At 60.0% G+C, this 24835-nt stretch carries 20 protein-coding genes and 1 pseudogene; 8 read left to right on the forward strand and 13 right to left on the reverse strand.

All coding sequences use genetic code 11. From position 1 onward, the window contains the following. The first annotated feature begins 148 nt into the window (after positions 1 to 148). Positions 149 to 1330 carry a hypothetical protein gene (locus RPG13_RS20400; protein WP_337125809.1) on the forward strand — a complete coding sequence of 394 codons (1182 nt, stop codon included), beginning with the start codon at positions 149 to 151 and terminating at the stop codon, positions 1328 to 1330. An 83-nt stretch (positions 1331 to 1413) separates the two neighbouring features. Here the strand turns inward: RPG13_RS20400 and RPG13_RS20405 are convergent, their stop codons facing one another. From RPG13_RS20405 to RPG13_RS20445, 9 genes and pseudogenes are all read right to left on the reverse strand, one after another. Beyond that, positions 1414 to 1755 (reverse strand): DUF1622 domain-containing protein, encoded by a 342-nt coding sequence (locus tag RPG13_RS20405; protein WP_337125810.1) that lies wholly within the window; start codon positions 1753 to 1755, stop codon positions 1414 to 1416. Then, entirely contained in the window at positions 1755 to 2672 is a 918-nt protein-coding gene (locus RPG13_RS20410; RefSeq protein ID WP_292715420.1) for a formylglycine-generating enzyme family protein, read from the reverse strand. The genes RPG13_RS20405 and RPG13_RS20410 overlap by 1 nt, the downstream gene beginning before the upstream one ends. A gap of 240 nt (positions 2673 to 2912) precedes the next feature. Next, a pseudogene (locus tag RPG13_RS20415) lies at positions 2913 to 4403 on the reverse strand (arylsulfatase); the annotation flags it as partial. 48 nt (positions 4404 to 4451) lie between these two features. After that, a complete protein-coding gene (locus RPG13_RS20420; protein ID WP_095486771.1) occupies positions 4452 to 4895 on the reverse strand; it encodes a YidH family protein in 444 nt (147 codons plus the stop codon). A gap of 72 nt (positions 4896 to 4967) precedes the next feature. Further along, the gene (locus RPG13_RS20425; protein WP_095486772.1) at positions 4968 to 5378 is read right to left on the reverse strand and encodes a hypothetical protein; all 411 of its coding nucleotides are present in this window, start codon (positions 5376 to 5378) and stop codon (positions 4968 to 4970) included. Positions 5379 to 5463: 85 nt separating this feature from the next. Next, a complete protein-coding gene (locus RPG13_RS20430; protein WP_337125811.1) occupies positions 5464 to 7836 on the reverse strand; it encodes an arylsulfatase in 2373 nt (790 codons plus the stop codon). A gap of 253 nt (positions 7837 to 8089) precedes the next feature. Then, a complete protein-coding gene (locus RPG13_RS20435) occupies positions 8090 to 9076 on the reverse strand; it encodes a DUF2950 domain-containing protein (protein ID WP_337125812.1) in 987 nt (328 codons plus the stop codon). A gap of 20 nt (positions 9077 to 9096) precedes the next feature. Then, positions 9097 to 10431, reverse strand: coding sequence for a DUF3300 domain-containing protein (locus RPG13_RS20440; protein ID WP_292221775.1), 1335 nt, complete (start codon positions 10429 to 10431; stop codon positions 9097 to 9099). 210 nt (positions 10432 to 10641) lie between these two features. After that, positions 10642 to 11649, reverse strand: coding sequence for an HAD family hydrolase (locus tag RPG13_RS20445; RefSeq protein WP_337125815.1), 1008 nt, complete (start codon positions 11647 to 11649; stop codon positions 10642 to 10644). Positions 11650 to 12325: 676 nt separating this feature from the next. Between RPG13_RS20445 and RPG13_RS20450 the strand changes: the two genes are divergently transcribed. From RPG13_RS20450 to RPG13_RS20465, 4 genes are all read left to right on the forward strand, one after another. Beyond that, positions 12326 to 13132: a DUF2092 domain-containing protein gene (locus tag RPG13_RS20450; protein ID WP_337125816.1), complete on the forward strand. Its 807-nt coding sequence runs from the start codon at positions 12326 to 12328 to the stop codon at positions 13130 to 13132. Continuing rightward, positions 13129 to 13461: a hypothetical protein gene (locus tag RPG13_RS20455; protein ID WP_442921345.1), complete on the forward strand. Its 333-nt coding sequence runs from the start codon at positions 13129 to 13131 to the stop codon at positions 13459 to 13461. Before RPG13_RS20450 ends, RPG13_RS20455 begins: the two co-directional genes overlap by 4 nt. Positions 13462 to 13786: 325 nt before the next feature. Continuing rightward, entirely contained in the window at positions 13787 to 15847 is a 2061-nt protein-coding gene (locus tag RPG13_RS20460) for a mechanosensitive ion channel family protein (protein WP_337125817.1), read from the forward strand. A gap of 357 nt (positions 15848 to 16204) precedes the next feature. Next, the gene (locus RPG13_RS20465) at positions 16205 to 16732 is read left to right on the forward strand and encodes a hypothetical protein (RefSeq protein WP_337125819.1); all 528 of its coding nucleotides are present in this window, start codon (positions 16205 to 16207) and stop codon (positions 16730 to 16732) included. 538 nt (positions 16733 to 17270) lie between these two features. Here RPG13_RS20465 and RPG13_RS20470 read toward each other — a convergent pair. The 4 genes from RPG13_RS20470 to RPG13_RS20485 form a co-directional block, all read right to left on the reverse strand. After that, on the reverse strand, positions 17271 to 18560 hold the full coding sequence (locus RPG13_RS20470) for an alpha/beta hydrolase (protein ID WP_442921391.1): 1290 nt from the start codon (positions 18558 to 18560) through the stop codon (positions 17271 to 17273). 62 nt (positions 18561 to 18622) lie between these two features. After that, complete coding sequence (locus tag RPG13_RS20475; protein WP_337125820.1) at positions 18623 to 19432, reverse strand: hypothetical protein; 810 nt, start codon at positions 19430 to 19432, stop codon at positions 18623 to 18625. A 131-nt stretch (positions 19433 to 19563) separates the two neighbouring features. Continuing rightward, positions 19564 to 20346, reverse strand: coding sequence for a transporter (locus tag RPG13_RS20480; RefSeq protein WP_126106610.1), 783 nt, complete (start codon positions 20344 to 20346; stop codon positions 19564 to 19566). A gap of 62 nt (positions 20347 to 20408) precedes the next feature. Then, positions 20409 to 20708 (reverse strand): hypothetical protein, encoded by a 300-nt coding sequence (locus tag RPG13_RS20485; RefSeq protein ID WP_337125823.1) that lies wholly within the window; start codon positions 20706 to 20708, stop codon positions 20409 to 20411. Positions 20709 to 21288: 580 nt separating this feature from the next. On the opposite strand from RPG13_RS20485, the gene RPG13_RS20490 reads away from it, so the two are divergent. The 3 genes from RPG13_RS20490 to RPG13_RS20500 all read left to right on the forward strand — a co-directional run bounded on the left by RPG13_RS20490 (position 21289) and on the right by RPG13_RS20500 (position 24367). Then, positions 21289 to 22800 carry a hypothetical protein gene (locus tag RPG13_RS20490; RefSeq protein ID WP_337125825.1) on the forward strand — a complete coding sequence of 504 codons (1512 nt, stop codon included), beginning with the start codon at positions 21289 to 21291 and terminating at the stop codon, positions 22798 to 22800. 468 nt (positions 22801 to 23268) lie between these two features. Continuing rightward, a complete protein-coding gene (locus RPG13_RS20495; protein WP_127294933.1) occupies positions 23269 to 23493 on the forward strand; it encodes a hypothetical protein in 225 nt (74 codons plus the stop codon). A 706-nt stretch (positions 23494 to 24199) separates the two neighbouring features. Next, complete coding sequence (locus tag RPG13_RS20500; RefSeq protein ID WP_292672392.1) at positions 24200 to 24367, forward strand: hypothetical protein; 168 nt, start codon at positions 24200 to 24202, stop codon at positions 24365 to 24367. Positions 24368 to 24835: the final 468 nt, after the last annotated feature.

Below are 24835 nucleotides of genomic sequence, written 5' to 3' on the forward strand. Positions count from 1 at the left end.
GATCGGACCAGGAATTGGACGAACGGAAATCAGATCAGCTTAAACTCTCGCTGGGATCGATGAACTAATTCCCCTGGAGCCGTAAAGCCAACCGGGAACATCTCGATGCTGATGAGCCGAGCTGTCGGGATCGGGAGCAGATGTGCGCATGCAAATGAACGAAGCTCTGCACGCAAACGAAGTACTGTTTGAGAATGGTCCGCCTGTCGGGCTCCAGCGACGTCTGGGCCTCGTCAGGGGTAGTCAACTGAATGTTGGCCGCCGGGCGATGATCGTCGGTGCGGTAGGCTGGGCGCCCCTTCTCGTTTTAGCCGGCATTCAAAATGTGACTATGCACACCGGCGGAATTACGCCGCTCCTTTGGGATGCGGGTATGCACGCGCGGTACCTGATCGCCGCACCACTACTCGTCTTGGCCGAAGCGCTGTGCGCACCAAGACTCAATGCGATCGTACGGCACTTTGCTGACGCCGGGCTTGTAACCAATCGGGACCGTGGGACATATGACGCTGCCGTCGCATCGACCCGAGCGCAGCTCAATTCGCGCGCCGCAGAAATTATCGCAATCGCTCTGGCCTATCTCCTCATGTCTGCGGCGGTTTTTTCGCTGCCGTTCGATCAGATTCCGATTTGGCACAAGACCGGCGGCTCCGCGCCTGCCTTCTCGCCAGCCGGCTGGTGGCACGTGCTGGTGAGTCTTCCTTTGCTCCTGACCTTGCTCCTTGGCTGGACGTGGAGGCTTGCTCTGTGGGCGCATCTTCTGTGGCGGATCGCCCGGCTCGACCTCCGCCTCTTGGCATCCCATCCGGATGGCGCAGCGGGCCTTGCCGTGCTGGGATATTCTCTGCGGGCATTTTCCCTCTTAGCGATGGCGCTTGCCGCGATCGTTGCGGGCCGTTCGGCGAATATTGTCTTTGTCGACGGGGCGCTGCCGAGAGACCACACGATCTTCAGTGCCGGTCTCCTGGTGGTGGTCGGCGCCTTGTTCGCCGCGCCATTATTCTTTTTTACGCCGATGCTGATGAGGGCGTTGCAGCGCGGCTCATTCGAATACGGCGCTCTTGCCACCCAGGTCGGGGCGGCATTCGAAGAGAAATGGCTTGGGCGCGACAGACCTGTCGATAAGTCCGCGCTCGAGAAGCCAGACTTCTCGGCGACTACCGATTTGTACGCGATCGTCGCAAATGTCTACGCGCTGCGCTTGGTCCCGATCGACCTCAAAAGCATCGCGATGCTCGGCATCGCATTGCTGCTCCCGTTCGTCCCGGTCGTGTTCCTGGCGCTACCCATGGCGGAAATCTTGGCAGGACTGAAGGGACTGCTTTTCTAGAGCTAGAATGACAATCGCGACCAGGGTGGATACAGATTCCGCATCTCAGCATCCAGATTCTCCTTGCCTTGCAATAGCTCCTGTCAGATTGGCTGAGATGTCCGCACCTCGACCAAATCCCGCTCGAGGAAGTAGTTAAGGAACGTTCGGATCACGGCAATTGCCGCCAGTCGTCCAATGTCATCCCAGCCCGGTGCAATCGAAGTTTCAATAATATCGGCCGCGAGCTGGAAGGTTAGGCCGGCAACCAGCCAGCGTGCATAGCGCAGCCAGACAACGCGTCCCTCGGTTGCTCCCGAAGGGACTAACATCGTTCGAAGCGCGCCGAGGAATGCCTCGATTGTTCCGTATACGATTGCAATGAGGGCGATTGCATCGATAAGCAGGACGGCATACCCGGTAACGACGGCAAATGCCTGTTCCATCACTCCCCCGAGCGTGAACGAACGATGCAGCGCAAGCCGAGATGGCAGGTCGAAGTATCAACCGGCTGCGACATGCGCGCTGCAGGCCGATACCGCCGACAGTAATTGGGTGCACATAGAAAAGAGCCGCCCTTGGTTACCTTGCGTGGGATCGTGATCTCAGGGGTGTGGGGGTCAAAGCTGGCTTCGCGCTGGCCACCCCGCGGATTGTCGATCGTACAGCACGGGCTGTCGATCCGCGAGTGCTCCTGATACCAGTCCGTAGTCCACTGCCAGACATTTCCCGCCATATCGTGGAGCCCGTAACCGTTGGCCGGGAACGAACCGACCGGAGCCGTCCACTCGTAGCCATCCTCGTTGCGATTTTCGTAGGGAAACTCGCCTTGCCAGGTGTTGGCCAGGTGCTTGCCACCTGGCGTCAGTTCGTCACCCCAGACATATTCGGCGCCGTCGAGTCCACCGCGGGCTGCGAACTCCCATTCGGCTTCGGTCGGCAGCTCCTTGCCCGCCCATTTCGCATAGGCTTCGGCATCCTCGAACGCAACATGGACCACTGGGTGGTCGCCCAGCTTCTTGATGGAGCTCGCTGGGCCGCGCGGATGGCGCCAATTGGCGCCGCCTACATATACCCACCAGTTGTAGGAGTTCCGTATGTCGACCTTCTGAGCCGGCTTCTTGAACATGGAGGACGACGGCACCAGGAGTTCCGGTATCGCTCCGGGGTAGTCTGCGGGATCTGCCGGACGTTCAGCCAGCGTCACATAGCTGGTCTCTGCTACGAAACGCTCGAACTCGCGGTTGGTTACGGTATGGCGATCCATCCAGAAGCCACCCACCTTGACGCGGTGCGCCGGCGCCTCTTCCGGGTAATGCGCGTCCGAGCCCATCAAAAAAGTGCCACCGGGGATCCACAGCATGCCTTCGAAAGGCGGCACGCCGATGTGTCGGTCGCGCGTGGTCAGATCAACAGAGTCATTCACAACATAGCACCTTTTGTGTCGTCCCAGCTACCGAAGGCGATCATAGGCAACGCCATGGCGCTCTGTCATGGCGGTTAGCCACTCCTTCATCGCGTTCTCGCAAGTATATTTTTGTCAGTCCTAATCGCTCGGCAGTCAATGCCGGGTGGCGGGATGCCCGCCGCCCGGCCAACGGCGCTAGTGTCCGCCTCCGCCTGTGGCGGTCACCGCTTCCATCACATGGTCGAGATTGAAGCTTCCTGGCTTCTGGCGCGGCGGGAACTCGCGGAAACTCTGCAGCCATTGTCCCACGAAGGCGCCCGCGGGTGCGATCATAAACATGTGCTCGGCGAACCAGCGGCCATAGTCCATGCCGATCTGATGCGCGAGTTCAAAGGGGTCCATCCGTAGATTGGTCAACATCGGTGCACGCAGCGCCACGAAGGGCTCCTGCCAAACGTGCAGGCCGTGCGCGTCTTGCCGCAGGAAGGTAGCCTTCCAGTTGCCGTAACGCAGGGCGGCGACGCTGCCGTCATCGGTCCAATAGATGAACTCCTTGCGCGGCCATTTGGCCTCGCCCTTCAATGCGGGCATGAGGTTGTAGCCGTCGAGGTGGACCTTGTAGTCCCGGTCCATGGCCTTGTGACCTTTCAGGAGTTTCTCCTTGACGTCAGGCTCGCCAGCCGCGGCCAGGATGGTCGTGAGCATGTCCTCATGCGAACCGACATCGTTGATGACCGTGCCGGGTTCGATCACGCCGGGCCAGCGAATGGCGCACGGCACCCGATAGCCGCCTTCCCAATTGGTGTTCTTTTCACCCCGGAACATCGTCGTGCCACCGTCGGGCCAGGAGAAGGACTCCGAGCCGTTGTCGGTGGAGTACATTACAATGGTGTTCTCATCGAGACCCAGTTCCTTGAGCTTGGCCAGCATCTCGCCGACCTGACGGTCGTGCTCGACCATGCCATCGGCATAGATGCCGAGCCCCGTCCTTCCCTGCACCTCCTTCTTGAGGTGCGTGAAGATATGCATCTTGGTGGAATTCCACCAGAGGAAGAACGGCTTGTCCGCTTTTTTGGCGCGCTCCATAAAGTCGATCGCCTTGGCGGATACCTCTTCGTCGAAGGTCTCCATGCGTTTCTTGGTCAGCGGACCCGTGTCTGTGAGGCGGCCGTCGGCGAAGCTGTGAATGACGCCGCGCGGACCAAAGTTCTTCTTGAAATTCGGAAACTCCGATTCCTTCGGATAGTCGGGGTTTTCCGGCTCTTCCTCTGCATTCAGGTGGTAGAGGTTGCCGAAGAACTCGTCGAAACCGTGGTTCGAAGGCAACATCTCGTCACGGTCGCCGAGGTGGTTCTTGCCGAACTGCCCGGTCATGTAGCCGTGGTTCTTGAGCAGGCCGGCGATCGTCGGATCTTCCTTCTTCATGCCCTCGGGCGCTCCCGGCAGGCCGACCTTGGTGAGGCCGGAGCGGATGGGCGACTGCCCGGTGATAAATGCCGCACGACCTGCGGTGCAGCTCTGCTGCCCATACCAGTCGGTGAACAGCGCTCCCTCCTTGGCGATGCTGTCGATGTTGGGCGTCTTGTAGCCCATCATGCCCTGGTTGTAGGCGCTGACATTGAACTGGCCGATGTCGTCGCCCCAGATGATGAGAACGTTCGGTTTCTTGTCTGCCATTTTCGTCTCCTCCCTATGTTTTCGTATTGCCGCTCGGATGCTGCGCCATCCTTGGCTTCAGACCAACCGGAACAGCACGGCGATGAAAGTGAAAATGCCGATGAGCAACAGAACGATCGTGACGGCAAAGAGCGGCGTCTTGTGCGGGTCCTCGTCCACTCCGGCGAGCGGAGCGAACTGTTTGCTCCACAGATAACGAAGTAGCGATCGGTATTGCCACAGCGAGACAGCAAGCGCACCCACGCCGGCGAGGATGAGCGCAAGGCCGAGAACGCGCGGCGACTGCGGGCGCAGCGCCGGGGCGACGCCTTGCATGTCCTGAAAACGCTCGAAGAACTGGACGATCGTGAAGCCGAAGCCGATAAGCGAGACGGACGTTCGCACCCAAGACATCAGCGTGCGCTCGACGCTGAGACGCGTACGCAGCCAAGAGAAATGACTATCCGATGTCACATGGACTTCAAATCTTGGCGGGTTCTCATCCGCGGGCTGGCTCACCATTCTGATCCCCTTGAATCCCTATTCATCGACATTGTTTCAGCGTACGAGATTGGCCCCAACGCTTTTGATCATTCACGATTTTGGTCCGAGACGAGCGCTGCTCCACCAGCGCGCGATGCGCGCCGCCGGGCCCCGGATCAGGAGATAGGGAACGAAGGCGAGAACAATCGCCACGACCACAGCTTCAAACGGATAGAAGGTGCCGAGTTGCATGATTTGATAGACGGCATCCAGGATCACGGCGAGCACCATAACCTTGCCCGTCGATCTAACCCCTTCGACAAGGCGCGCGCGGCGCTCGTCAGGCTTTGACAGGACGGTCCAGAAATAAGGCGAGCGCCCGTCGCGCGCGTCCTTGATGCCGTCACGTATCCCGAACAAAGTCGCCATCACCGGCTGAAGAAGGAACCTGAGCGCCAGGGGCCCACTCGGCCTTGCGACGAGGTCTTCCCAAAAACGTTGCAGAATGTCTTCGATTGCCATTCGTGCTCATTCCCTCTTTGCGAAGACGCTTGCCTAGAACGGGCGACGCCGTTGCCGGCGCCGCCCGTCCGTAAGACGACGCCCCTTACTGCCGCGCCATCGCGACGCGAAGCGCTTCTTCGGGCGAGACCTGGTGGTCGGGGTGATTGGCATCGTCCCCGATCGCGAGCTGGATACCGCGGACGGTGCCGTTGAACTCGTTGTCCTGCGGCCCGTAATCGGGCGAGACCGGCGCGCCGGTATCGCAGCCGACATCGGTGCCGTCATCGGCGGAGAACACCATCGCCGCGGTCGCCTCGACCTTGCCTTCGCCGACCTGCTTGCCGTCGACGAAGAGCGTGACCACGCCGCCCTTGCCGAGGCCGCCGCCAGCATAGGCGAACTCCATGCGGACCTGGTGCGAGCCTTCGGGGATCTTCTCCTTCGATTCGGCGAAGAAGTGCTTCACGCCGATCAGGTTGTAGCAATATTTCAGCTTACCGCCCTTCACGTAGAGCGACCAACCGCCAATATTGCCGCCCTGGGCAACGATGACTCCCTCGGCGCCGCCTTCGGGCACGTCGATCTCGGCCGACACCGAGTGCGACTTGTTCTTGATGCTGATGACGGAATTCTCCGACAACCGCCCCATCCCGCCGAACAGGATCTGGGTGTTGCCGCGGATCAGCACCGGGCGGCCAGCGAGGTCGGGGTTGAAGCGCTCTGCTGTGCGGTCGTCGAGCGGCAGCACGTTGTAGCGCGTCGCCTCGATCAGCCAGAGCCGTTGCAGGTCGCGCAGCTTGTCCGGCATCTTCTTGGCGAGGTTCTTCGCCTGGCTCCAGTCTTCGTTCGTGTCGTAGAGTTCCCAGGTATCGTCGTCCCACGCCGGGATGTCTTCCCCGACCAGGATCCACGGCGTCTTGTGCCGCGTCACCGCCGTCCAGCCTTTGTGATAGATGCCGCGATTGCCGAACATCTCGAAATACTGCGTCTCGTGGCGCTCGGCGGCCTTCGCGTCGTTCATCGAATAGACCATGCTGACGCCTTCGATCGGCGCCTGCTGCACGCCCTCAACGAAGGTCGGGTGCGGCAGCCCGGCTGCCTCGAGGATGGTCGGCGCGACATCGATCACGTGATGGAATTGCGAGCGAACCTCGCCCTTGGCCTTGATGCCATTCGGCCAGCTCACGATCGTGCCGTTGCGCGTGCCGCCCCAATGCGAGGCGACCTGCTTGGTCCACTGATAGGGCGTGTTCATCGCATGCGCCCAGCCGACCGCGAAGTGGTTGTAGGATTCCGGCCCGCCCAGTTTGTCGAGCCGCTCCATCAGGAATTCCGGCGTCTCGAGCGCCGCGAGGCCGTTGAAGTTAGCCATCTCATTGTAGGCGCCGATCAGCGTGCCTTCCGCCGATGCGCCGTTGTCGCCGATGATGTAGTAGATCAGCGTATCGTCGGCGATCTTGAGTTGGTCGAGCGTATCGAAGAGCCGTCCAACATGTTGGTCGGCATATTCGAGGAAACCGGCATAGACCTCCATCTGGCGCCGCAGGACGGGCTTCATTTTCTCGTCCATGCTGTCCCAGGAAGGAATCTGTTCGTGCCGAGCGGTCAGTTCGCAGTCCTCGGGGATGACACCCAGCTTCTTCTGGCGCGCGAAGGTCTCCTTGCGCAGTTCGTCCCAGCCCTTGTCGAACTTGCCCTTGTATTTGTCGGCCCATTCCTTCGGCACATGATGCGGCGCGTGGGTAGCGCCTGGCGCGAAGTAGATGAAGAAGGGCTTGTCGGGCATCAGCGCGCTCTGCTGGCTGATCCACCCGATCGCCTTGTCGGTCATATCCTCCATGAAGTGATAGCCCTCTTCGGGCGTCTTCTTCACTTCGACCGGCATCGTCCCTTCATAGAGCGACGGATACCACTGGTGCGCCTCGCCGCCGATGAATCCGTAGAAATATTCAAAGCCGCCGCCGCCGGTCGGCCATGCGGTGAACGGCCCGGCCGGGCTGGTCTCCCAGACAGGGACCTCGTGGCATTTACCGAACTGTGCGGTCGCGTAGCCGTTCAGCTTCAGCGTCTTCGCGACGGGAGCCATGGTGTTCGGCAGAACCGAGGAATAGCCCGGTGAGCCGGTTGCGGCTTCCGTTATGCAGCCCATGCCGACCGAGTGATGGTTGCGACCCGTGAGCAGCGCCTGGCGCGTCGGCGAGCAAAGAGCTGTCGTATGGAAGCGATTGTATTTCAGGCCGCGCTTCGCGAGGCGCTCAGCGTTCGGTGTGTTGCAGGGGCCACCAAAAGCGCTCGACGCGCCAAACCCAGCATCATCGATCAAGATTACAATGACATTGGGCGCGCCCTTGGGCGGCCGCAATTGCTCGATCGGCGGAAATTTGGTGTCGGGATCCTTGGCGTCGTAGGTGATGAGGCCCGTTCGCGGCCGCGACGGAATCGGTAGGACGGTGCGGTTGATCTTGTCTTCGCTCATCGTGACCTCCCATTTGGAGGCGCTCTTGCCACATATCTTTGACGGGCGCCCTTCGTGAGGTTTGCCTATTGCCGCTCCGGGCGGAAGGTAATTAACGGTAACCTACGGGCAGAATTCGCTCGGCCGGCGCAAGAGTCGGTCCTTGAGGTGAGTCCGGCTTTCCTCCATGAGCCAAGGAAGAACACCACGTTCTCCGAACGGGCAAACCGCAACGAGACCTCTGCAGCGTGTTCTTCACTAAAACGCTTTTCTCTCAGTCGGCCACAACCTGCCAGGTATCGTCCGGGTTGAAGCGGTCGATGTTTTTGACGATCTGCTCGGTGGTTGGGCCGAGGTCGGTCTCATAGACCACGCCGTGCTGGTTGACGGCGAAGGTTTTCACGCCGGTTTCGCCGTATTTGGCAGGCCAGGCGATGAGGCCGAAGCCGGCGATCATGTTGCCGTTTATGACGTAGTCGTAGGCACCGCCGGCGATATGGTCGCCCTGGCCGGTCAGGACCTTGTACTTGTAGCCGAAATAGCCTTCGCCCTTGGCCGCGTCCTCGAGCTCGGCCTCACTAACGGCGTCACCGGCCGGACTCTCGCCGTTGATGTCGTCGGTCGGCCAGTAGAGCCCGTCGGTCGCGCCTTCAGAGCTTATCAGTTTCTGCGCGAACTCTTCCACGCCATCCCCGTCGCGGTCCTGCGATGCATAGTCCTCCTGCCCGTCGACATAGGCGCGCATCGTCTCGATCGCGGTGAGCTCGTTCTCGCCGACATACCGGTTCACGATCTCTTCGAGCCCGGCATAGGTGTCGAAAGCCCACTTGCCGTCCTCGCCCTTGACGAGCGGAAATGGCAGCGGCCACAGCTTGTCGCCGATCTGCAGCGTGCGGCGGTCGCCCTCGCCACCGAGGACAAGCTGCTTGGCCACACCCTCCTTGATCGCCACCAGCGTCTCGTCCGAGTTCTCGTCGGCCTTCAGCTTTTCCGCATCGAGGCCGAGAAGGGCCGCAACCGCACCGTTGCCGGCGTCGTCCAGCGCCTTCTTGAACGCCTCGACAGCCGCTTCCGGCGTGTCGAAGACGGGCGGCTCGGCGGCGGCCGCAAACGCAGTGATCTCCGGCGCTTGCGGCGCCTCCTGCGCGGATGCCGGCTGCGAGACAGCGATGCCGGCTGCAAGCACCACGGCACAGACTGAGCGGAGAAGGATCGTATGCAAAACTCCCGTGTGACGGGTGGTGCTGAACATCTGTGTCATAATCCTGTCCTCCCGTTCCGTTAACGCCGGCGTCCGCCGCCGCCGCGCTTGATCTGCTTGTGGCCGCCACCGCCGCGCTGGCCGCCGCCCATCGACTTGTGGCCACGGTTGGAGCTGACCTTGGTCGCCTTGCCGCGATCGACGTTGCCAAGACCCGACGGTTTCTTCGGCCGGTTGTCGACCCGTGCCGCAGGTTTTGGCTTGCCAGCCGGACGGTTCACCTTGGCCGGCTTCGCCGCCGGGCGATTGGCGGTAGGCCTGGCCGCAGGTTTTTGGATGTTGGCGGGCTTGGCGGGGCGGGTGACGTTGGCGGGCTTCGCCTTCAGCCCGTCCAGCGTGCTCTTGCGGATGTCTCTCGTTCCCGCCGTCTTGCCCGGCGCCCTGTTCGCGAGGCTGTCGTTCTTCTTGATGTCGCGGGCGCGGTCGCGGATGGCGTTGTCGCCATTCTTCTCGATCCTGTTCTTGATGTTGTTCTGGTCGAACTTGTTCAACTGATCGCGGTCGATCTTGATCTTGCTGCGATCGACATTCTTCCAGTCGACGTCGTTGATGTTGATATTGCCGTTGAAGTCGCGGTTGTTGAAGCAGTTGTTGCAATCGATGTTGATGTCGTTGCCGTTCCAGCGGCCACCCCACACGCCCCAATCATCCCAGTCGACGGCGGCGGCCCAGATGGCGCCGGTCACCGCCCCGGCGAAGAATGTCGCCCCCGGGTACACATAGTATGGGTAAGGATCGGGATAATAGCGGATCGGTTCCCACACGTAATCCGGCTCATAAAACATCTGCGGCGGATATTGCGGGACGTAGATCACTTCGGGGCTCGCCGACTTGATGACGATGTTGTCGTTCGCCTTGACCACCTGGATCTTGTCGTCGGTCTTGATGACGCCCTTGGCGACCGCCTCGTCGCGCAGCTGCTGGATGGCAACCAGCACGTCCTTCTGCTGGTAGGCGATGGCATCGCCGAGCGTCTGCGTCCATTCGAGGTCGTCGCTCATCATCTTCACAATGTCGGGATAGTTGAGCAGCGACACCACGGAACCGTCCCAGCTCTCCTTGGGTTTCAGGCTCTTGTCCTTCTCGTAACGGTCGAGGAAGCGCGCCGCCTCGATGATCTGCAGCGGATAGAGCGCAGCCGCGGTGATCACGGCGATCAGCTCGTCCGGGTAGAGCGCAATCCGCGCCACCAGCACCTCCATCTCGTCGGCGCTCAGCGGCTCCGGCGAAGTCGTCGCATCGCCCGAAGCCGCCGCGACCTGTTCTTGTGCAAGGACAGGGTGCGCCGAACCAAACCCGGCAAGCAGCAGCGTCAGCGCCGCCGCACCGACCTTCAACAAGTCATTGCCCGTCATGCTTCGATCCTCCCTGTCTGTCTTTGTCCGGGCAGGCTTTGCGCCGGGCCTTTTTGGCAATATTTGTCACGTTCTGCGTGCAACGCGGCGGTTCCTCGCAGACATTCCGCCACGGGATTTCGCCCTGCCACGTGTTGGCCATTCGGCAAGGCTTGTCATGGCTTCGTGTCGCTTCCTCTTCGAATGCAGCGCTTCAGGCCGCGATAAGCATCAAGGCTCCGACGCGAACACCTTGTTCCAGTCGGCTTTCATATCAACAATTGTCCAGCTCATGATTCCGGCTTCGTCGAGACCCTTGTCCAGGCGACCGATGGAAGAATCCCTGTCGTAGGCCCATTCGCGATCCGCGTCGGTGTGGTGCACATAGAGACAGAAGTGCGGTCCGGGACCGGAACAGGTCCATTGCAGCATCTGCAGATCGCCGTCGGAATTGCCGAAGGCGGCGATGGGCCGCCGGCCGATGTGATGGTGGATGCCGACGGGCTTGCCGGCCTTGTCGTCGATGAAGTTGATTTCCGGCAATCGCATGAGCACCGGCGTTCCGTCGCGCATCTCGAACTTGGTCTTGCCGCTGCTGCCGACGACCTGCTCGGGCGGTATGCCATAGACCTTCTCCGTCCATGGGCGCATGAAATCGATGCCGCCGCCGGAGACGATGAAAGTCTTGAAACCGTTGGCGCGAAGGTAGCTCAACAGCTCCAGCATCGGCTGGTAGACCATTTCCGTACAAAGCCGGCCGGTCTTCGGGTGCTTGGCGCTGGCAACCCAGTCGCGGACGATCTGGTCGAATTCGTCGGTGGTCATGCCGGAATGCGTGGTCATGACGATGTCCACGATAGCCGGCTCGCCACCGGCAAGCGCAGTCTTGATGTCCCCCTTCAGTAACGAGGCAAAGGGCTCCTTGTCCTTCCATTCCGGATGCTGCGGCGCCATTGCCTTGACCCGATCGAGTGCGAACAGGAGCTGGAAGTACAGCGGTTGCTCGCCCCACAGCGTGCCGTCATTGTCGAAGACGGCGACGCGCTCTGCTTCGGGCACGAAGTCTGCCGCGCCTTCCGCAGTTACACGTTCGACGAAGGCGACGATGGACTGCTTGGCCTTTCCGTCATTCCAAGACGGAAGCTGATCGGCATTCTGCGCGGTGGCAGAGGCTGCGACCCCCAGTAACAGGAGGATGGACAACAGGTAGCGCTGCGCGGCGTAGGCAAGATTGGTCATAGTTTGATGTCTCCTCCAGGTCAGCGCCCCTCGGGAGCGCCATCATCAAACATGCCTTCGGCAAAATCGTCTTTCGTGAGATTTGCCTATTGCCGCCCGGGGCGGAAGGTAATTAACGGTAACCTACGGGCAGAATCCGCTCGGTTGCATCGAAAGCGGGGCTGTCAAGGATACGGTCTAGCTCGACACGACAATGAGCCGCAGGGTAGGCCCAGCCCCGGTGGCGATATCGCGCAATAGCTTGGTTGGGTCGGGAAGGCGTTGCGGGTTGTTGGGGACCGCCTGCCACAAGCGTGTCGATCCTCGGCCATGGGGCGGATACAGCTTCGCCAGCAACAGTCCGCCTACGTAACTTACATAGTGATACTGGCACCATCAAAAAGACTATGCGCATTCTAGCGCATAGGTGATGGCACTATGGCAGCAAACGGCAAACCTCCTGGCAGGGAGCAGGCATATTCAGCGACGCCTTCCGCATGCCGAATTTTGCGATCCGAAAATTGATAAGCAGTAGAGAACTGGCCAAGAACTGTCGAATCCGATCGCCTCAAACTTTTCGGCGTCGATGATTGTAGCCAACCGATCAGTTTGATGGCGGACCTACGCTGTTGGGCTGAAGCGAACCCGGATCACGCTCCCGAATAAGAATCGCCGAGCACTGGATTGGAGATGAAACATGAACCAGGCAATCTTGAAGTCGCACCTTAGATCGCGGCCGCGATCTATCGGAATAGCGGCAATCTCAATCGGGCTGGCACTTTCCGTTTCGCCGTCGTGGAGTCAGAACGTCATCGACGCCGATGCCGACGGTATTCTTGTGGCCATGACAAACCATCTCAAAAGCTTACAGGCGTTCACGGTCGACTATGACACCGATCATGAGATCGTCGACCTGGCCGGCCAGAAGTTGCAGTACAGCGCTTCCGGCTCCGTCCAGGCGTCCCGCGGCGACGGCTTCCACATGACCCGCAAAGGCCCTTTTGCCGACGTGGAACTCACCTTTGACGGCAAGGTAATCTCTGTCCACGGCAAGGGCATGAACGTCTATGCGCAGTTGGACAGTCCTGGCGCGTCGATTGATGAGGCGGTCGAGGAATTCAGGGTGTCTACCGGGCTCGACGTTGCGGGCGCCGATTTTCTAGTCACCGATCCTTATGCCGTTTTGACCGAAGGCGTTACGTCGGGGAGACTGGTCGGCGACGCTTTTGTCGGCGGCGTCGAATGCGATCAACTGGCGTTTCGCAATGACGCCGTGGACTGGCAGATCTGGATCAGCAAAGGCGACCAGAAACTGCCTGTCAAATATGTGGTCACCACCAAATGGGTGACGGGCGCGCCGCAATATTCGTTGCGGTTCAGCAACTGGAAAGCCGGTGAGGTCGACGCCGAGCTGTTTTCGTTCAAGCCTCCGGCCGACGCGAAAAAGCTGGAGCGGATAGACTCCGACGAAGTTGGCGAACTTGTACTGGAGGGCAGCAAATGAACGCGCGGTGCATCCGTAATCATCTCTTCGTCGCCGCTGTTATGATGGCGTTTCTTATAACCGATAGCCTGATGGGCGGTTACTTCATTCCGGCAGGTTCGATCGTTTCCAGCGCGGAAGCGCGCGTCGGCAGGCCGCTTACGCCCGGCAGCGTCGCCGGCGTTGCGCGGCGCACAACGCGCCGGGTCGTCCGCCGCTCGACGATATACGTGGCGGCGCTCCCCCCCGCCTGCTCTCAGACCAGCATCAACGGAGCTACGGTTTGGCAGTGCGGCGGGACATACTACCAGCCCTATGGCGGCCGTTACGTCGTCATCTATGTGAATTGATCGTAGCCGCCCAAAGCGAGACGACCGTTCGCAAGGGCTGTGATGCCAACCGATAATCTCTGCTTGTGACCGTAAGCGGCGAACACCATAATTGGCGTTGGGCAGCAAAATGGGGCGACTATTGTGAGCGACAATCCAACGGTGGACGCCGATTCTGGGACTCGTGGTCCGTTTTTTAGCGGCACAAAGAGTCCGATGGATTTTGACTGCGCCCTTAGCTTGCAGCCACCCTTCCCCGGAGACGTAGCATGCAGCCAGAACAGCTGCCCATAAAAGGGCGAGGAGCCAATATGTGCAGCTGCGGCATTCGAAACTCGAGGCGCTCATGAAGAACAAGCTACGGCTCGGGTTCTTGCCAGTTGTCGTCGTGCTCTTGCTAGCGCTCTTGCAGGGAACTTCGCTAGCTCAACAGCCTTCCCCCGATCTTCCGCCCGAAAAGGCAAAGCAGTTCCTCGAGCTTTTGTCCGATCCGGAACTAAGGGCATGGCTCGAGCGAAAGATTCCAGCGGCCACGGACGAGCCCGGCCTGTCCATTTCCGAGGACATCTTGAGCCTGGAGGCGGGTATTCGTGCCCGTATCGGTGCGCTCGGCGCCGCGATCCCGCGCCTCCCGGAAGAACTGTCGCGCGCCGCCGAAATTGTCTCGCGTGACGTGAACTCCGGCGGGCCAGGGCTGGTTATGGGCATCTTGGCGGTCTTGATCGCGGTCGGATTCGGAGGCGAGTGGGCGGTCCGACGAGCGCTCGCCAGGACGAGGAGCGCGGTTGCTCAGGAAGACGCCGGACAAGCGATCCTCTTGGAGACTGTCGCCCTGCTGACTTTTGCGCTCGCCAGCGCCGGTTCGTTCTTGGCATTGGGATGGCCACCCTTTCTCCGCAGGATCATTCTGACCCTGCTTCTTGCGTTCATCGCGTTCCGTGTCGTTCGCGCGGCAGCCCGATTGCTCTTTGCGTTCGGCGGTGCGACGAGCGCCCCCTCGGACAGGCCGACTCCGCTTTTCGAAAGCGAGGCTTCGACCCGTTTCTGGCGTTGGCGAGTCAGCCTTGTGGCCGGGTTCCTGTTGTTCGGCTGGGCGATCGCCAGCCTCATGCCTGGCCTGGGCTTCTCTCCTGAGGTTGCAGAGCTCGTCGCCTTCCTGTTCGGGCTTGGCATTCTGGCGACCGCAATCGAGGTCGTCTGGCAACGGCCCGACGGGCGAGGCTCTCTGGTCAAGCAATCGTTTCTCACCTTGTTCCTGATCGTGCTCTGGGGGGCTTGGGTCGCCGGCCTGCTCGGCGTCCTGTGGCTTGGGATTTTCGCCCTGGTGCTGCCGACAGCCTTGCGCGGGGTTGGCGCCGCGGCAGAGGCCCTCGCCGGCAGGTCGAAGCGCAGCGGCGCGATGGGCGTCGTACTCAACGTGCTCATTGTCAGGGGCGCCAGGGCGGCGGTCATTGCCGCGGCGGTCGCATGGCTCGCCTATATCTGGCGGATCAGGGCCGCGAGCCTCGCCGGCAGCGAAACTGACGGCTTCCTGATAACCGGGCTGCTCAACGGCATCATCATTTTGCTGATCGCCGACCTGCTCTGGCAACTGTCGAAGGCCTTGATCGAATACCGCATGAACCTCGCGCCGGCGGATGGGAGCAGCGCCGACGAGATCGCACGCAGCGGCCGCCTGCGCACGCTGCTGCCGATCTTCCGCAACGCGCTTGCAGTGTTCCTTGCCGCGGTCACCGCGCTGACGATCCTCGCTGGGCTCGGCGTGCAGATACTCCCGCTGATTGCCGGCGCCGGCATCTTCGGCATCGCCATCGGCTTCGGCTCGCAGACCCTGGTCAAGGACGTGCTGAGCGGCGTGTTCTACATGATGGACGACGCCTTCCGGGTCGGTGAATACATCCAGAGCGGCAGCTACAAAGGCACGGTCGAATCCTTCAGCCTGCGTTCGGTGCGTCTGCGTCATCATCGCGGCCCCATCTATACCGTCCCGTTCGGTGAGCTCGGGGCGGTCCAGAACATGAGCAGGGACTGGGTGATCGACAAGATCACGATCGGTGTGACCTATGATTCCGACGTGGACCTGGCGCGCAAGCTCATCAAGAAGATAGGCCAGGAACTGGCAGCCGATCCTGAATTTGCGGCCGACACGATCGAGCCGCTCAAGATGCAAGGCATCGACAATTTCGGGGACTACGCGATTGTTCTGAGGATAAAGTTGACGACGAAGCCGGGGACCCAATTCGGCATCAAGCGGCGCGCCTTCATGATGATCAAGGCGGCATTCGCGGAAAACGGTATCAAGATCGCGGTTCCCACCGTTCACGTCGAGAGTGGCGGGGAGACTGCGGCCGCTGCTCATCAGGCAAACCAAACCCTGAAAAAGAGCAAGGCCCCCTTGGAGGCGTGAGGTACACGCCATAGAGCTGCGCGGTCCTGTCCACGTCATCCGAACTCGGGGCAAACCGGACATCATGCCGTCGTTGCGGACGTTCTGACGAACATGGTCGGACGGCAAGATGTTAGGCGGCGTTCGTATGCGTGCCAACCGCCATTTATCGATGGCATCAAGGACTGAACGGTCCGCAGTGCGCTGGGCCAGTACTAGCCCGTAGGTTACAGTTAGTTACGTTCCCTGACGTGAGCCGATCGGCCAAGGTCACTCACAGCCGTCATATCCCATCGCCCCGCAAGAGGACAGCAGCCTCTGGAGCAAATGGTGCCCGTAGCCAAAGAACAATTCAGCCTGCACACAAGGGGAATAGCAATGCGAAAATACATGACACGCATCGCGGCAACGTCAGTAGCACTTTCGACTGCGATGGCAGCCTACGCACAAGATCAAAACCCCCTTCCCAAGGCCAGCGATGTGCTTGTCCGATACGGGGACGACGTCGAGGGCTGGACCGTCTATGCCAATCAAACCCGCGGTGATTGCTTGATCGTGCACTCAGATGGCCCAAGTTCGGTGCAAATGGGCGTTACCGCAAATCGGGAGGTCGGCTATCTTGGCGTGTTCACCAAAGAGGATATCGGCCTTCAGAACGGGACCAAGTCGGACATCTTCGTCTCCATTGACGGCCATCTCTATCGTGGTGTGGCCACTAGCACGAGCGGCGAACTCAAGGGCGGATACTCTGGCGGCTACATCTTGACAGACGACCCGAAGTTCAAGCGCGACGTAGCGAAGAAATATAAAATGACCGTGTTTCCGGAAACCAAGGGAGCCTTTGTCGTCGATCTGAAGGGGACTTACAAGGCAATGGCAATGGGCCACAAGTGCCTCACGCAGTGACTCCGCTCTGACCACTCAGTTGCCTTTCTTGGGTCCGGAACGCAAGGTTGGCGTTTGAAACAGAATTGGCAATTCTGTTCCACCCGACGCTTAGTCGGGCACCGGGCGCGGTGTATGTCTTGGGTGACGCGGAGCACCATGGTTCCGCTGGGCGCGGTTGCGGCAAGCGTCCCACTTGGCTTGGCTTAGTCGCGGACTTTTTCAGCAACATTGACCCATTCTGAGCATTCGCGCCGGTGTCCTGGAATCCGTGCATTTATGGCGTCGGGGTGCAGACGCGCGGACCGGGCGAGTTGGTTCCAAGGCGCCTTGTACTCCGGGCTCTTGGTGTTCACGAAATAGGTGTGAAGGACGCGGTAGTTATCCAACCATCGGAAAGCCAGGTGTAGGGTTTCAGCAGCCTGCGCGCTTCTGGAGCCAAGTGATGGACCCCCAAGAGCTAGCGCCGAGAAATAGAATAGCGTCGACTGAGTTTCATCGCGTTGTCTCCCAGTTTTGCCATCCGGCGACATAGATCTGGGGGTGCCCCTTCAAAGCACTATGACTTGCACTTCTTCGCGGATGGTGCTGGCAGGGCGCAATTCTTGTCACCAGCGCTCGATTTCTGGCTGGTCTGGGAGCCCGTCAAGGCGCCGATGTGATTGCCTAAATTTTCTCTGCTGTTTTGATCGACCGCTGCAACAGGTGCTGCAATCACCAACCCTGCCGCGCTGCCCGCCGCTGCCGCCACACCGGTCGTTGCGTGAATGATCGTGTCGCCCAGGCCTACTCTGTTGTCGGTCAACGTCTGGCCGCCGGCCATTCGCGCGCCGATTAGTTGCACGACCTGCGGTGACGAGGCGAACTTGCCGTGATGCAAACGATCGCCGGATTTGACTTTCGTCAGATCGATGACGGTTATGTTGTTGCTGGCGAGTTCTTCCTTGTATGGAGCTTGTTCCGGATCAATCGATCCGAGCCGGGGGATATCGCCCCAGACCCGTCGCGAAACTTTGAGCGCGCGATCGTCCTGCGAGACAAAGAGGGTGAACTGCGGGTGCTGTTTGCCCATGTCGGCAATCTGAGTACGAAAAACATCGACGTCGACGTCTGGCGCGGCCAGCATGACGTTTTTGAACTTCGCCGGAAGGCCGCCATTGCGGATGGCCATCTGGCGCAAGCCTTCCAACGCAAGCCAGTTGCCCATCGAATGGGCGAGGATCGAAACTTCCTTGATTTCGGGATCGCGTGCAAGATACTGGAACAGCAGTTCGAGCGCGTTTCGCGTGTAGTTGGTGCTTTCACGATCGTAGCCATACGCCAGCGCACTGCCTCGGGAGGGCCATGTGACCAGGATCGGGACGCTCTGCGTGTCCGTATCCTTCGCGATCTGCGCAAAGCGATAGACCGAGTCTTCAAAGCGATTGTTGAATCCGTGAATAAAGACGAGGACACTGTGATCCGGGCTCTTCTTGACGGAGGCGCTAAGCCACCCCTTCGCTGTCTGGAGCGTCAATTCTTGGGCCTGCACGACGGCGAAATCAGTCGCCGGGTTTGATGGCAGCTTCTTGGGCCATGCGACCTCTCCAACCTTGCGGACCGATGCCGGAGGGATCGAAACCGTAATTTCCGCGAACGAGGGGGCCAGTCCGCGCTCGCCCGTATACATTTGTGCCGGATTGGAGGAACGACTGCGTGTCGTTGCGACCAGCATCTCCACCTTGCTGGAGGAAGGCGAGGTATCGGCCACGGGCAGCAGCACATTCGTCGGACGGGACGCGCACCCCCACAGCAGGCCAACCAACGCCGACGCCAACAAAACGTTGCTGATACGCCTGACTTTGGACAGACTCACGAAACAGTTTCCCAAACTCTTCTCCCGTTTCGAAATAATCCCAGGCTCAAATCCAATCAGAACCGAAATCTGGCGCCGATGATTGGTCCCTGCATTGCAATGTCAAACACAAATCCGTCGTCCTCGTAGTCTACGGCAAGGTAGCGATAGCCCGCTTCCAGCGTGACCGAATCACTGTACCGGTATTGAAGGGTGCCCTGCACTTGCCAATCGATGTCGGCGCCAAGGCCGAAGCCACCGACATCCGCCTCGCCATGGAGTCCGAATCCATTACCGAGAGCAACATCGCCGGCCACACCAACAATGGGGTCGACCCAAGTCTTGCTGCCGCTGGCCTCCCTTACGCCGAGAGGGCCAGTAACAGTCAAATCCGTATCCAGGTACCAGAGCCGTCCGCCGGCCAAAACGTCCAAGGTTGCGGTGCCATTGTCGACGACCCGATAGGAGCCGCCGAAGGTCCACACCACCGTGTTCATGTCCACCTCGGCCGAAAGAGCCAACGGGCCGGCCGACGTGCCATCGGCCTCGAGTCCCAGGTAGATGACGTCAGTGAAGAGAGCGTAGCGGCCATTGCGCGCCTCACCGGCAAGCATGATCGGTGGGGGAGACCAATCGATGTGGTCGAAAATCTGGCTGAAATCGACATCGATATCTACCGGCGACAGGTCTCTGACGCCGACCCTGCCCTTCATGCCTGCCATCCAGAAATAGGGCTCTGCGGTGAAGGTCCAGACTGGCGCGGCTTCAGCAGGCGCGGGTGCGGTTTCAGGAAGTTGCGTCGCAGCGTCAGCGGCGATCGCCGGCACCGCACCCAGCGCTGCCGCTGTTCCCGCCGAGGCCAACACGAGAGCTCGGATCATTCCCATATAAAGTCCCCTCTATTTCCGTCTTTCACTTCATGTCCCGATGCGACCGTATATGCATTCGCGCTGCTCAGCCAATGGATATCGGATTCCGATCGTCTTTCATGTCGACAGCGGGTCATTTGTTCTTGGCTCTACTTCGGGAACAGCAGGCTAATTCCGGTGCGGAATCCGAAGCCGTCGGGTCCGCTATCGGGGCTTGCCGCCCAATATCGCACACCGGCGAAGAGGCTGATTGGCTGCTTATCGATCACAACCAGCTTCGAGACCTGGACGTTTATCGGGACCGACCATTGATGCGTTTCCCAATTGTAGGCACTCTCGGTATTGAGTGTGAACGTCCAGGCGTCCTTCGTCGTGTAAGAGACGAAAGGCTGCAGGAATGTGGAATTTATATCGCTGCGCTCGCTGTCGCCTGCAAATGACCAGATATGGTTGGCCAGCATACCGACCGTCCAGCCATCGAATTGCTTCAAGACGACGCCGGTCGGTCCCGCCCCCCATTTTTCCCCGCCAAGCAACGGATCAGTCGCAGTGGGCAACAGAAACACCGGGCCGACACCCCAGATGATCCCGCTCGCCGTGGGTTGGGAAGGCGAGAAGAACAGGCTTTGGCTTATGTCGCCGAGCCCGGACTGGTCGCCGGATGGTCCTGCAATGTCGTGCTGCCAGGCAATCGGCAAGATGGTGCGCGATATCAGGTTCCAGTTGTCGTTGAGCGTGATCGGGATGACCGGCTGCACGTTGACATAGGCTTTGTCACCATCGTTCGGGCCATAGCCGCTGTCGTAGTTGAACTGGATCGGCACGCTGATCAGCGAGGCGATCGGATTGGATAACTTCTTGGCGAGCTCCTGCGTGTCGTCCTGGGCTGACGCGACGGTGACGACAAGCAGGGCCGGGAGCAAGGCTGCCATAGTTTGTAGAGATCGCTTGCCAGACAGAAATTCCAAGTCAGCCCCCGAATAGTTCTTGCCTCTCACCGTGGTGGCCAAGGAATGACACGCGATTTGCGGGCAGCGTCCGCGTGCAGCACGGCTCCGACTTCCCCAACCAACCGATCCACCAGTTCCTGCCATTCGGCTCGTCTGGACTCGCGCAATGCCGGCGGGATCTTGTCGATCCTCGACAGTGCGAGTTCCGCCTCAGCAAGTTCCTCGCACATATCCTGAAAGCCCTCACTTCGGTCCATCAGCCGATGGATCGCCAATTCAAACTGCGGGAACCGACGTACCGCCGCCGAGACCGCTCTTTGTCTATCAGCCGGTTCGTCGTCCATCCTCATGGCGCAGATTCGTGTTTTCCCTGGACCACCGTAGCCTAGCGCATGGAGGTGGCTGCGGAATGTAAGTTACGTGGGCAACAGGGTAATTTCTGAACAACCATAGCGAGCGCGGTGGGCACCAAGCCCTATAAAATCGCAAATTCAAATTGCGCTTGCCGGTGAGGCCGCCTGACTATTGATCCGTTGTCGTCCGCCGCTGCACTGCACAAATCGTCGCCGTCATCCGGACGTTATCCGTTCAGACTATTAGGAGTATTGCAAGAACTGGCTCGCGCATATAGATTACGCGACGAGAGGTAACCGGCGAAAAAAGAAAATATAACTGGGAGTAAATCCTCCCAGAACGTCAGGTGAGGGAACCAAGGTGATTCGGGCGGAACCAGCCGCAGGGAGGGAGCATTGGCTCGCCCCAGAGGATTGTCGTGCCCAGCTTGCCCTGATCCTCAACAGTGCGGACTTCGATGCAACCGGTCGCGAGCGCCGCTTCCTCAGCCATGTGGTGGAAGAGACGTTGGAGGGTCGCGGTGATCGCATCAAGGCCTATTCGATCGCTGTCGAAGTGTTCGGCCGCGATATGTCCTTCGACCCGCAGACGGATCCAATTGTCCGGATCGAGGCTGGCCACCTCCGGCGCGGGCTCGAACGTTACTACCTGACTGCCGGACACGCCGATCCAATTCTCATCACGATCCCGAAAGGCGGTTACGTTCCAACGTTCTCGGTGCGATCGCCCGCCGAGATCATTGAGCCGGCCTTGCCGGTTGAGTGGGCAGAAAAAGTCCCGACCCCTGCTCGATGGATGAAGGCATCATGGCTGACGGTGGTTCTTGCGGCTACCGTCGCGGTATTGGCTGTTCTGGCACTGGGATTGGCGAGGAGCGGCGTTCGCCCGACTTCGCCCGAGATTCCGCGACTGTTGGTCGAGACGTTTGAGGATCTTTCAGGAACGGAAGCCTCCAGGGCGATTGCGAGCGGATTGACGCAGGAAATTGTCGGGCAACTCTCTAAGTTCAAGGACGTCATCGTCGTCCAATCTCCCGAAAACTCGGTCGCGCCGTCGCGCTTTGTTCTTGCGGGAAGCGTCCACCTGTCGGCCGATGCGTTCCGGCTTCGGATCAGGTTTATCAACCGCGCCGACGGCTCGGTCCTGTGGGCGGACAGTTATGATGGAGAGACGAAAGTCGCCGCGCTTATCGAGACCGAGGCCAGTATCGCACAGAAAGTGGCGACGAGCCTGGCCCAGACATACGGCGTGATTTTTCAGGCGGACGCCTCGCTCAACGTCTTGAATCCTCCCGACGATTGGGCTGCCTATTCCTGCACGCTTTCCTTCTACGCTTACCGCGCAAAGCTCGATCAAAGGGCACTTCCAGCGGTGCGTGCGTGCCTGGAGAAGGCCGTTGAGCGCTTCCCGGGCTACGCCACGGCCTGGGGTCTGCTGTCGCAGGCCTATATCGACGAGATTCGATTCCTCTTTCCTTCCGACGAAGCCGCGACTTCGGCCTCGGTCGCTCGCGCTCTTGCCGCGGCCAGGCGGGCCGTGGAACTGGACCCGCTCAATATCCGCGGCCTGCAGGCGGAAATGTTCGCGCTCTATTTCAGCAAAGAGATCGAGGCGGCGCTGCTAGTGGGCAAGCGTGCCTTGGACATCAACCCCAACGACACCGAACTGATGGGCGAGTACGGATATCGGCTGGCGCTTTCAGGAGGCTGGGACGACGGCTGCCCGCTGGTCGCGGAAGCTCACACGCGCAACCCGGGTCCCTTAGCCTATTACGAGACCGCGCTTGCCCTTTGCGCCTATTTTCGCGGCGATTATCCGCAGGCGGCCATGTGGATCAGGAAAACCACGTTTCCCGGCAATGCCAACTTTCACACCATCGCGGCCGCGATTTTCGGCGAGGGCGGATATGAGGCGGACGCCCGGCGCGAACGTGTCTGGCTTGAAGAACACGCGCCAGGTTTGATCAAGAACCTCCGGCAGGAGGTTGCGAGGCGGATCATTCGACCAGAGGACGTCGATTTCTTCCTCGGTTCGCTCAAAAAGGCCGGGCTCGCATCCAAGGACTTAGGCGGGCAGACGTAAACTCTGCCCGCAAGACACGGCATTTTAGGTGGTGCGTACATGCCAGAGGTCGTGGCGATCCTTTCCGCTTTCGAAGCAGCCGGCGTCAAGTTCGGCGGTCCCCGGGGGGGCGACTAAGAAGTCAGCGGCGCCCGCCCCTCACCTGCCGGCGGCGAGGCCTGCATCAAAAACAACGAGATCCAGATGGACGAAAGTGTTCGTTCGAATGATGCTACTCCGTTGTCTTGAGCGCAGGTTTTGCTCAGCCAGCACAGCGCCTCCTCTTAAGCTCGCTGGTGGTCAAGGCCCGGCGGCCTGCTGATGGTCCCCCCCAATAGGGCTGCCGGGCCCCTCGAACTTGCGCCGCGGATTGCGCGGACTTCATGACCCGGATTAAAAGCGGGTCGATTGAATGTCGACTTTTGCCGTAAAAAGTTTCGGGCCGGAACGCTTGCGCGTCTCAAGGGTTGGGGTGCAGGAGATGCAGGCGTGGCCGAGAAGCCGTCTATCGCCGAGATGTTACGACGAACCTCTGACCAACTGAAGAGGATCCGGAAACGCGTCGCCAATGGCGGTCACGTGGACCAGATGCAAGAGGTCGATGCCTTGGTGGGCCTCGCTAAAGAAATGGCCGACCGGCAACTGGCCGGGTTAGAAAGGCCGGCAGATGAAAACGAAGGCTCTCTGCAAGACGATGACGATGCAAAGGACTGAGCGTCGTCGATCGCTGACATTCCCCGATCATGGAATTAGAATTATTTGAATTGCCGAGTTCGGTACTATTCAACGGCGGCGGACTCCAACCGCCTGGCCGGCGCCCGCCAAGCGTTCTTACCCCACGCCCCCCAAGCGGCGCCGGCCATCCGGATGCTGCCACGAAACGGACGGGAGTGCGTAGGCTGGGACGCGACCGGTATGTAGAAGACCCGCCGCTACATTTGCGAAGCGACGGGCCTCCACCCCATTCCCCACACCGTGCAATTGCGGTTCCAGATGTATGGACCCATTGCGGGGCACCTTGTGGCTTCTACACAGCGGAATTATCGCCACATAGTTCGTTCGCACGTTTCGATTCCATTAGCTTGAGCGCATGTATTCGCCAGCCAGGCGAGTATCTTAAGGCTCGCTGGTCAGGCCCAGCGGCCTCCAGCTGCCAGTCCCCCCCGCAACCAAGCCGCTGGGCCGTCCCCGCTTGAGCGAAGCGCGTTGTCTCGCATTTAGCGACATCTTGACTAAGGCCCCGCGTGCACCACTCAAATGAATGGCAATTTTCTGTCGGAATGCGTCTACGGTCCATTGTCCGCGACCACGCATTGTGTCGCGTGGGAGACACAGTAACTCCACTTTTAAAGGCGTCGAGATGCTACGAGCACCGCAAAGCCAGTTCCTGAGACCTGAAGATCGGGCGATCTGCCAGAGGGTGGTCGACCAGATAGCCGCCGACGCTAAATGGTACAGCACCTCGATAGACGGTCAGATTCTGGCCTCGACCACGCTCACTCTCTTTCAGTCCGGCGTCGTCAATGAAACGAATTTGCTGGCACATGTTCGCGCGCGCCGCCACGATTTTACTAACCTGACCGACTAGCACTTCACCCTGCCGACATCGGCGCCCGATGTGGCTCTTCGACGACCACTCCCTCCGCCAATACAACCCGGCCCTAAGTGCACAAACCCTGCAAAAGTACGGGCTTTTGAAGAAATGCTGTCACCAGGTGCTGCCGATTTGGCTGAAAGACGGTCATCTTGGCCGCTATTCTCCAAAGCTGGGAACCTCCGGATCTTGGTTCACAGGCCCACCGGTCAAGCCGGAAAGGCGTATCAGGTAAACTTGCGTTACCTTCGATCAAATCCAAACCCGTGGGTTTGAATTTGATCGCAACGGTCTGCAGGAATGGATGCGGACCGTCTGGCGAAACGACGTATTGAAAAGTCCACGAGCGGAGCGCGAAAGCCACCTGACGCGATGACCACGACGATTGACGACATATTCCGGCCGCTGGCGTTAACCGCGCGGTTTCTTGTCCGGTGCTGGCCGCAGCTATTGCTTGTCGGC

This window comes from Mesorhizobium sp. ISC15 (genome assembly GCF_037162615.1).
In the GTDB taxonomy this organism is placed as follows: domain Bacteria; phylum Pseudomonadota; class Alphaproteobacteria; order Rhizobiales; family Rhizobiaceae; genus Mesorhizobium; species Mesorhizobium mediterraneum.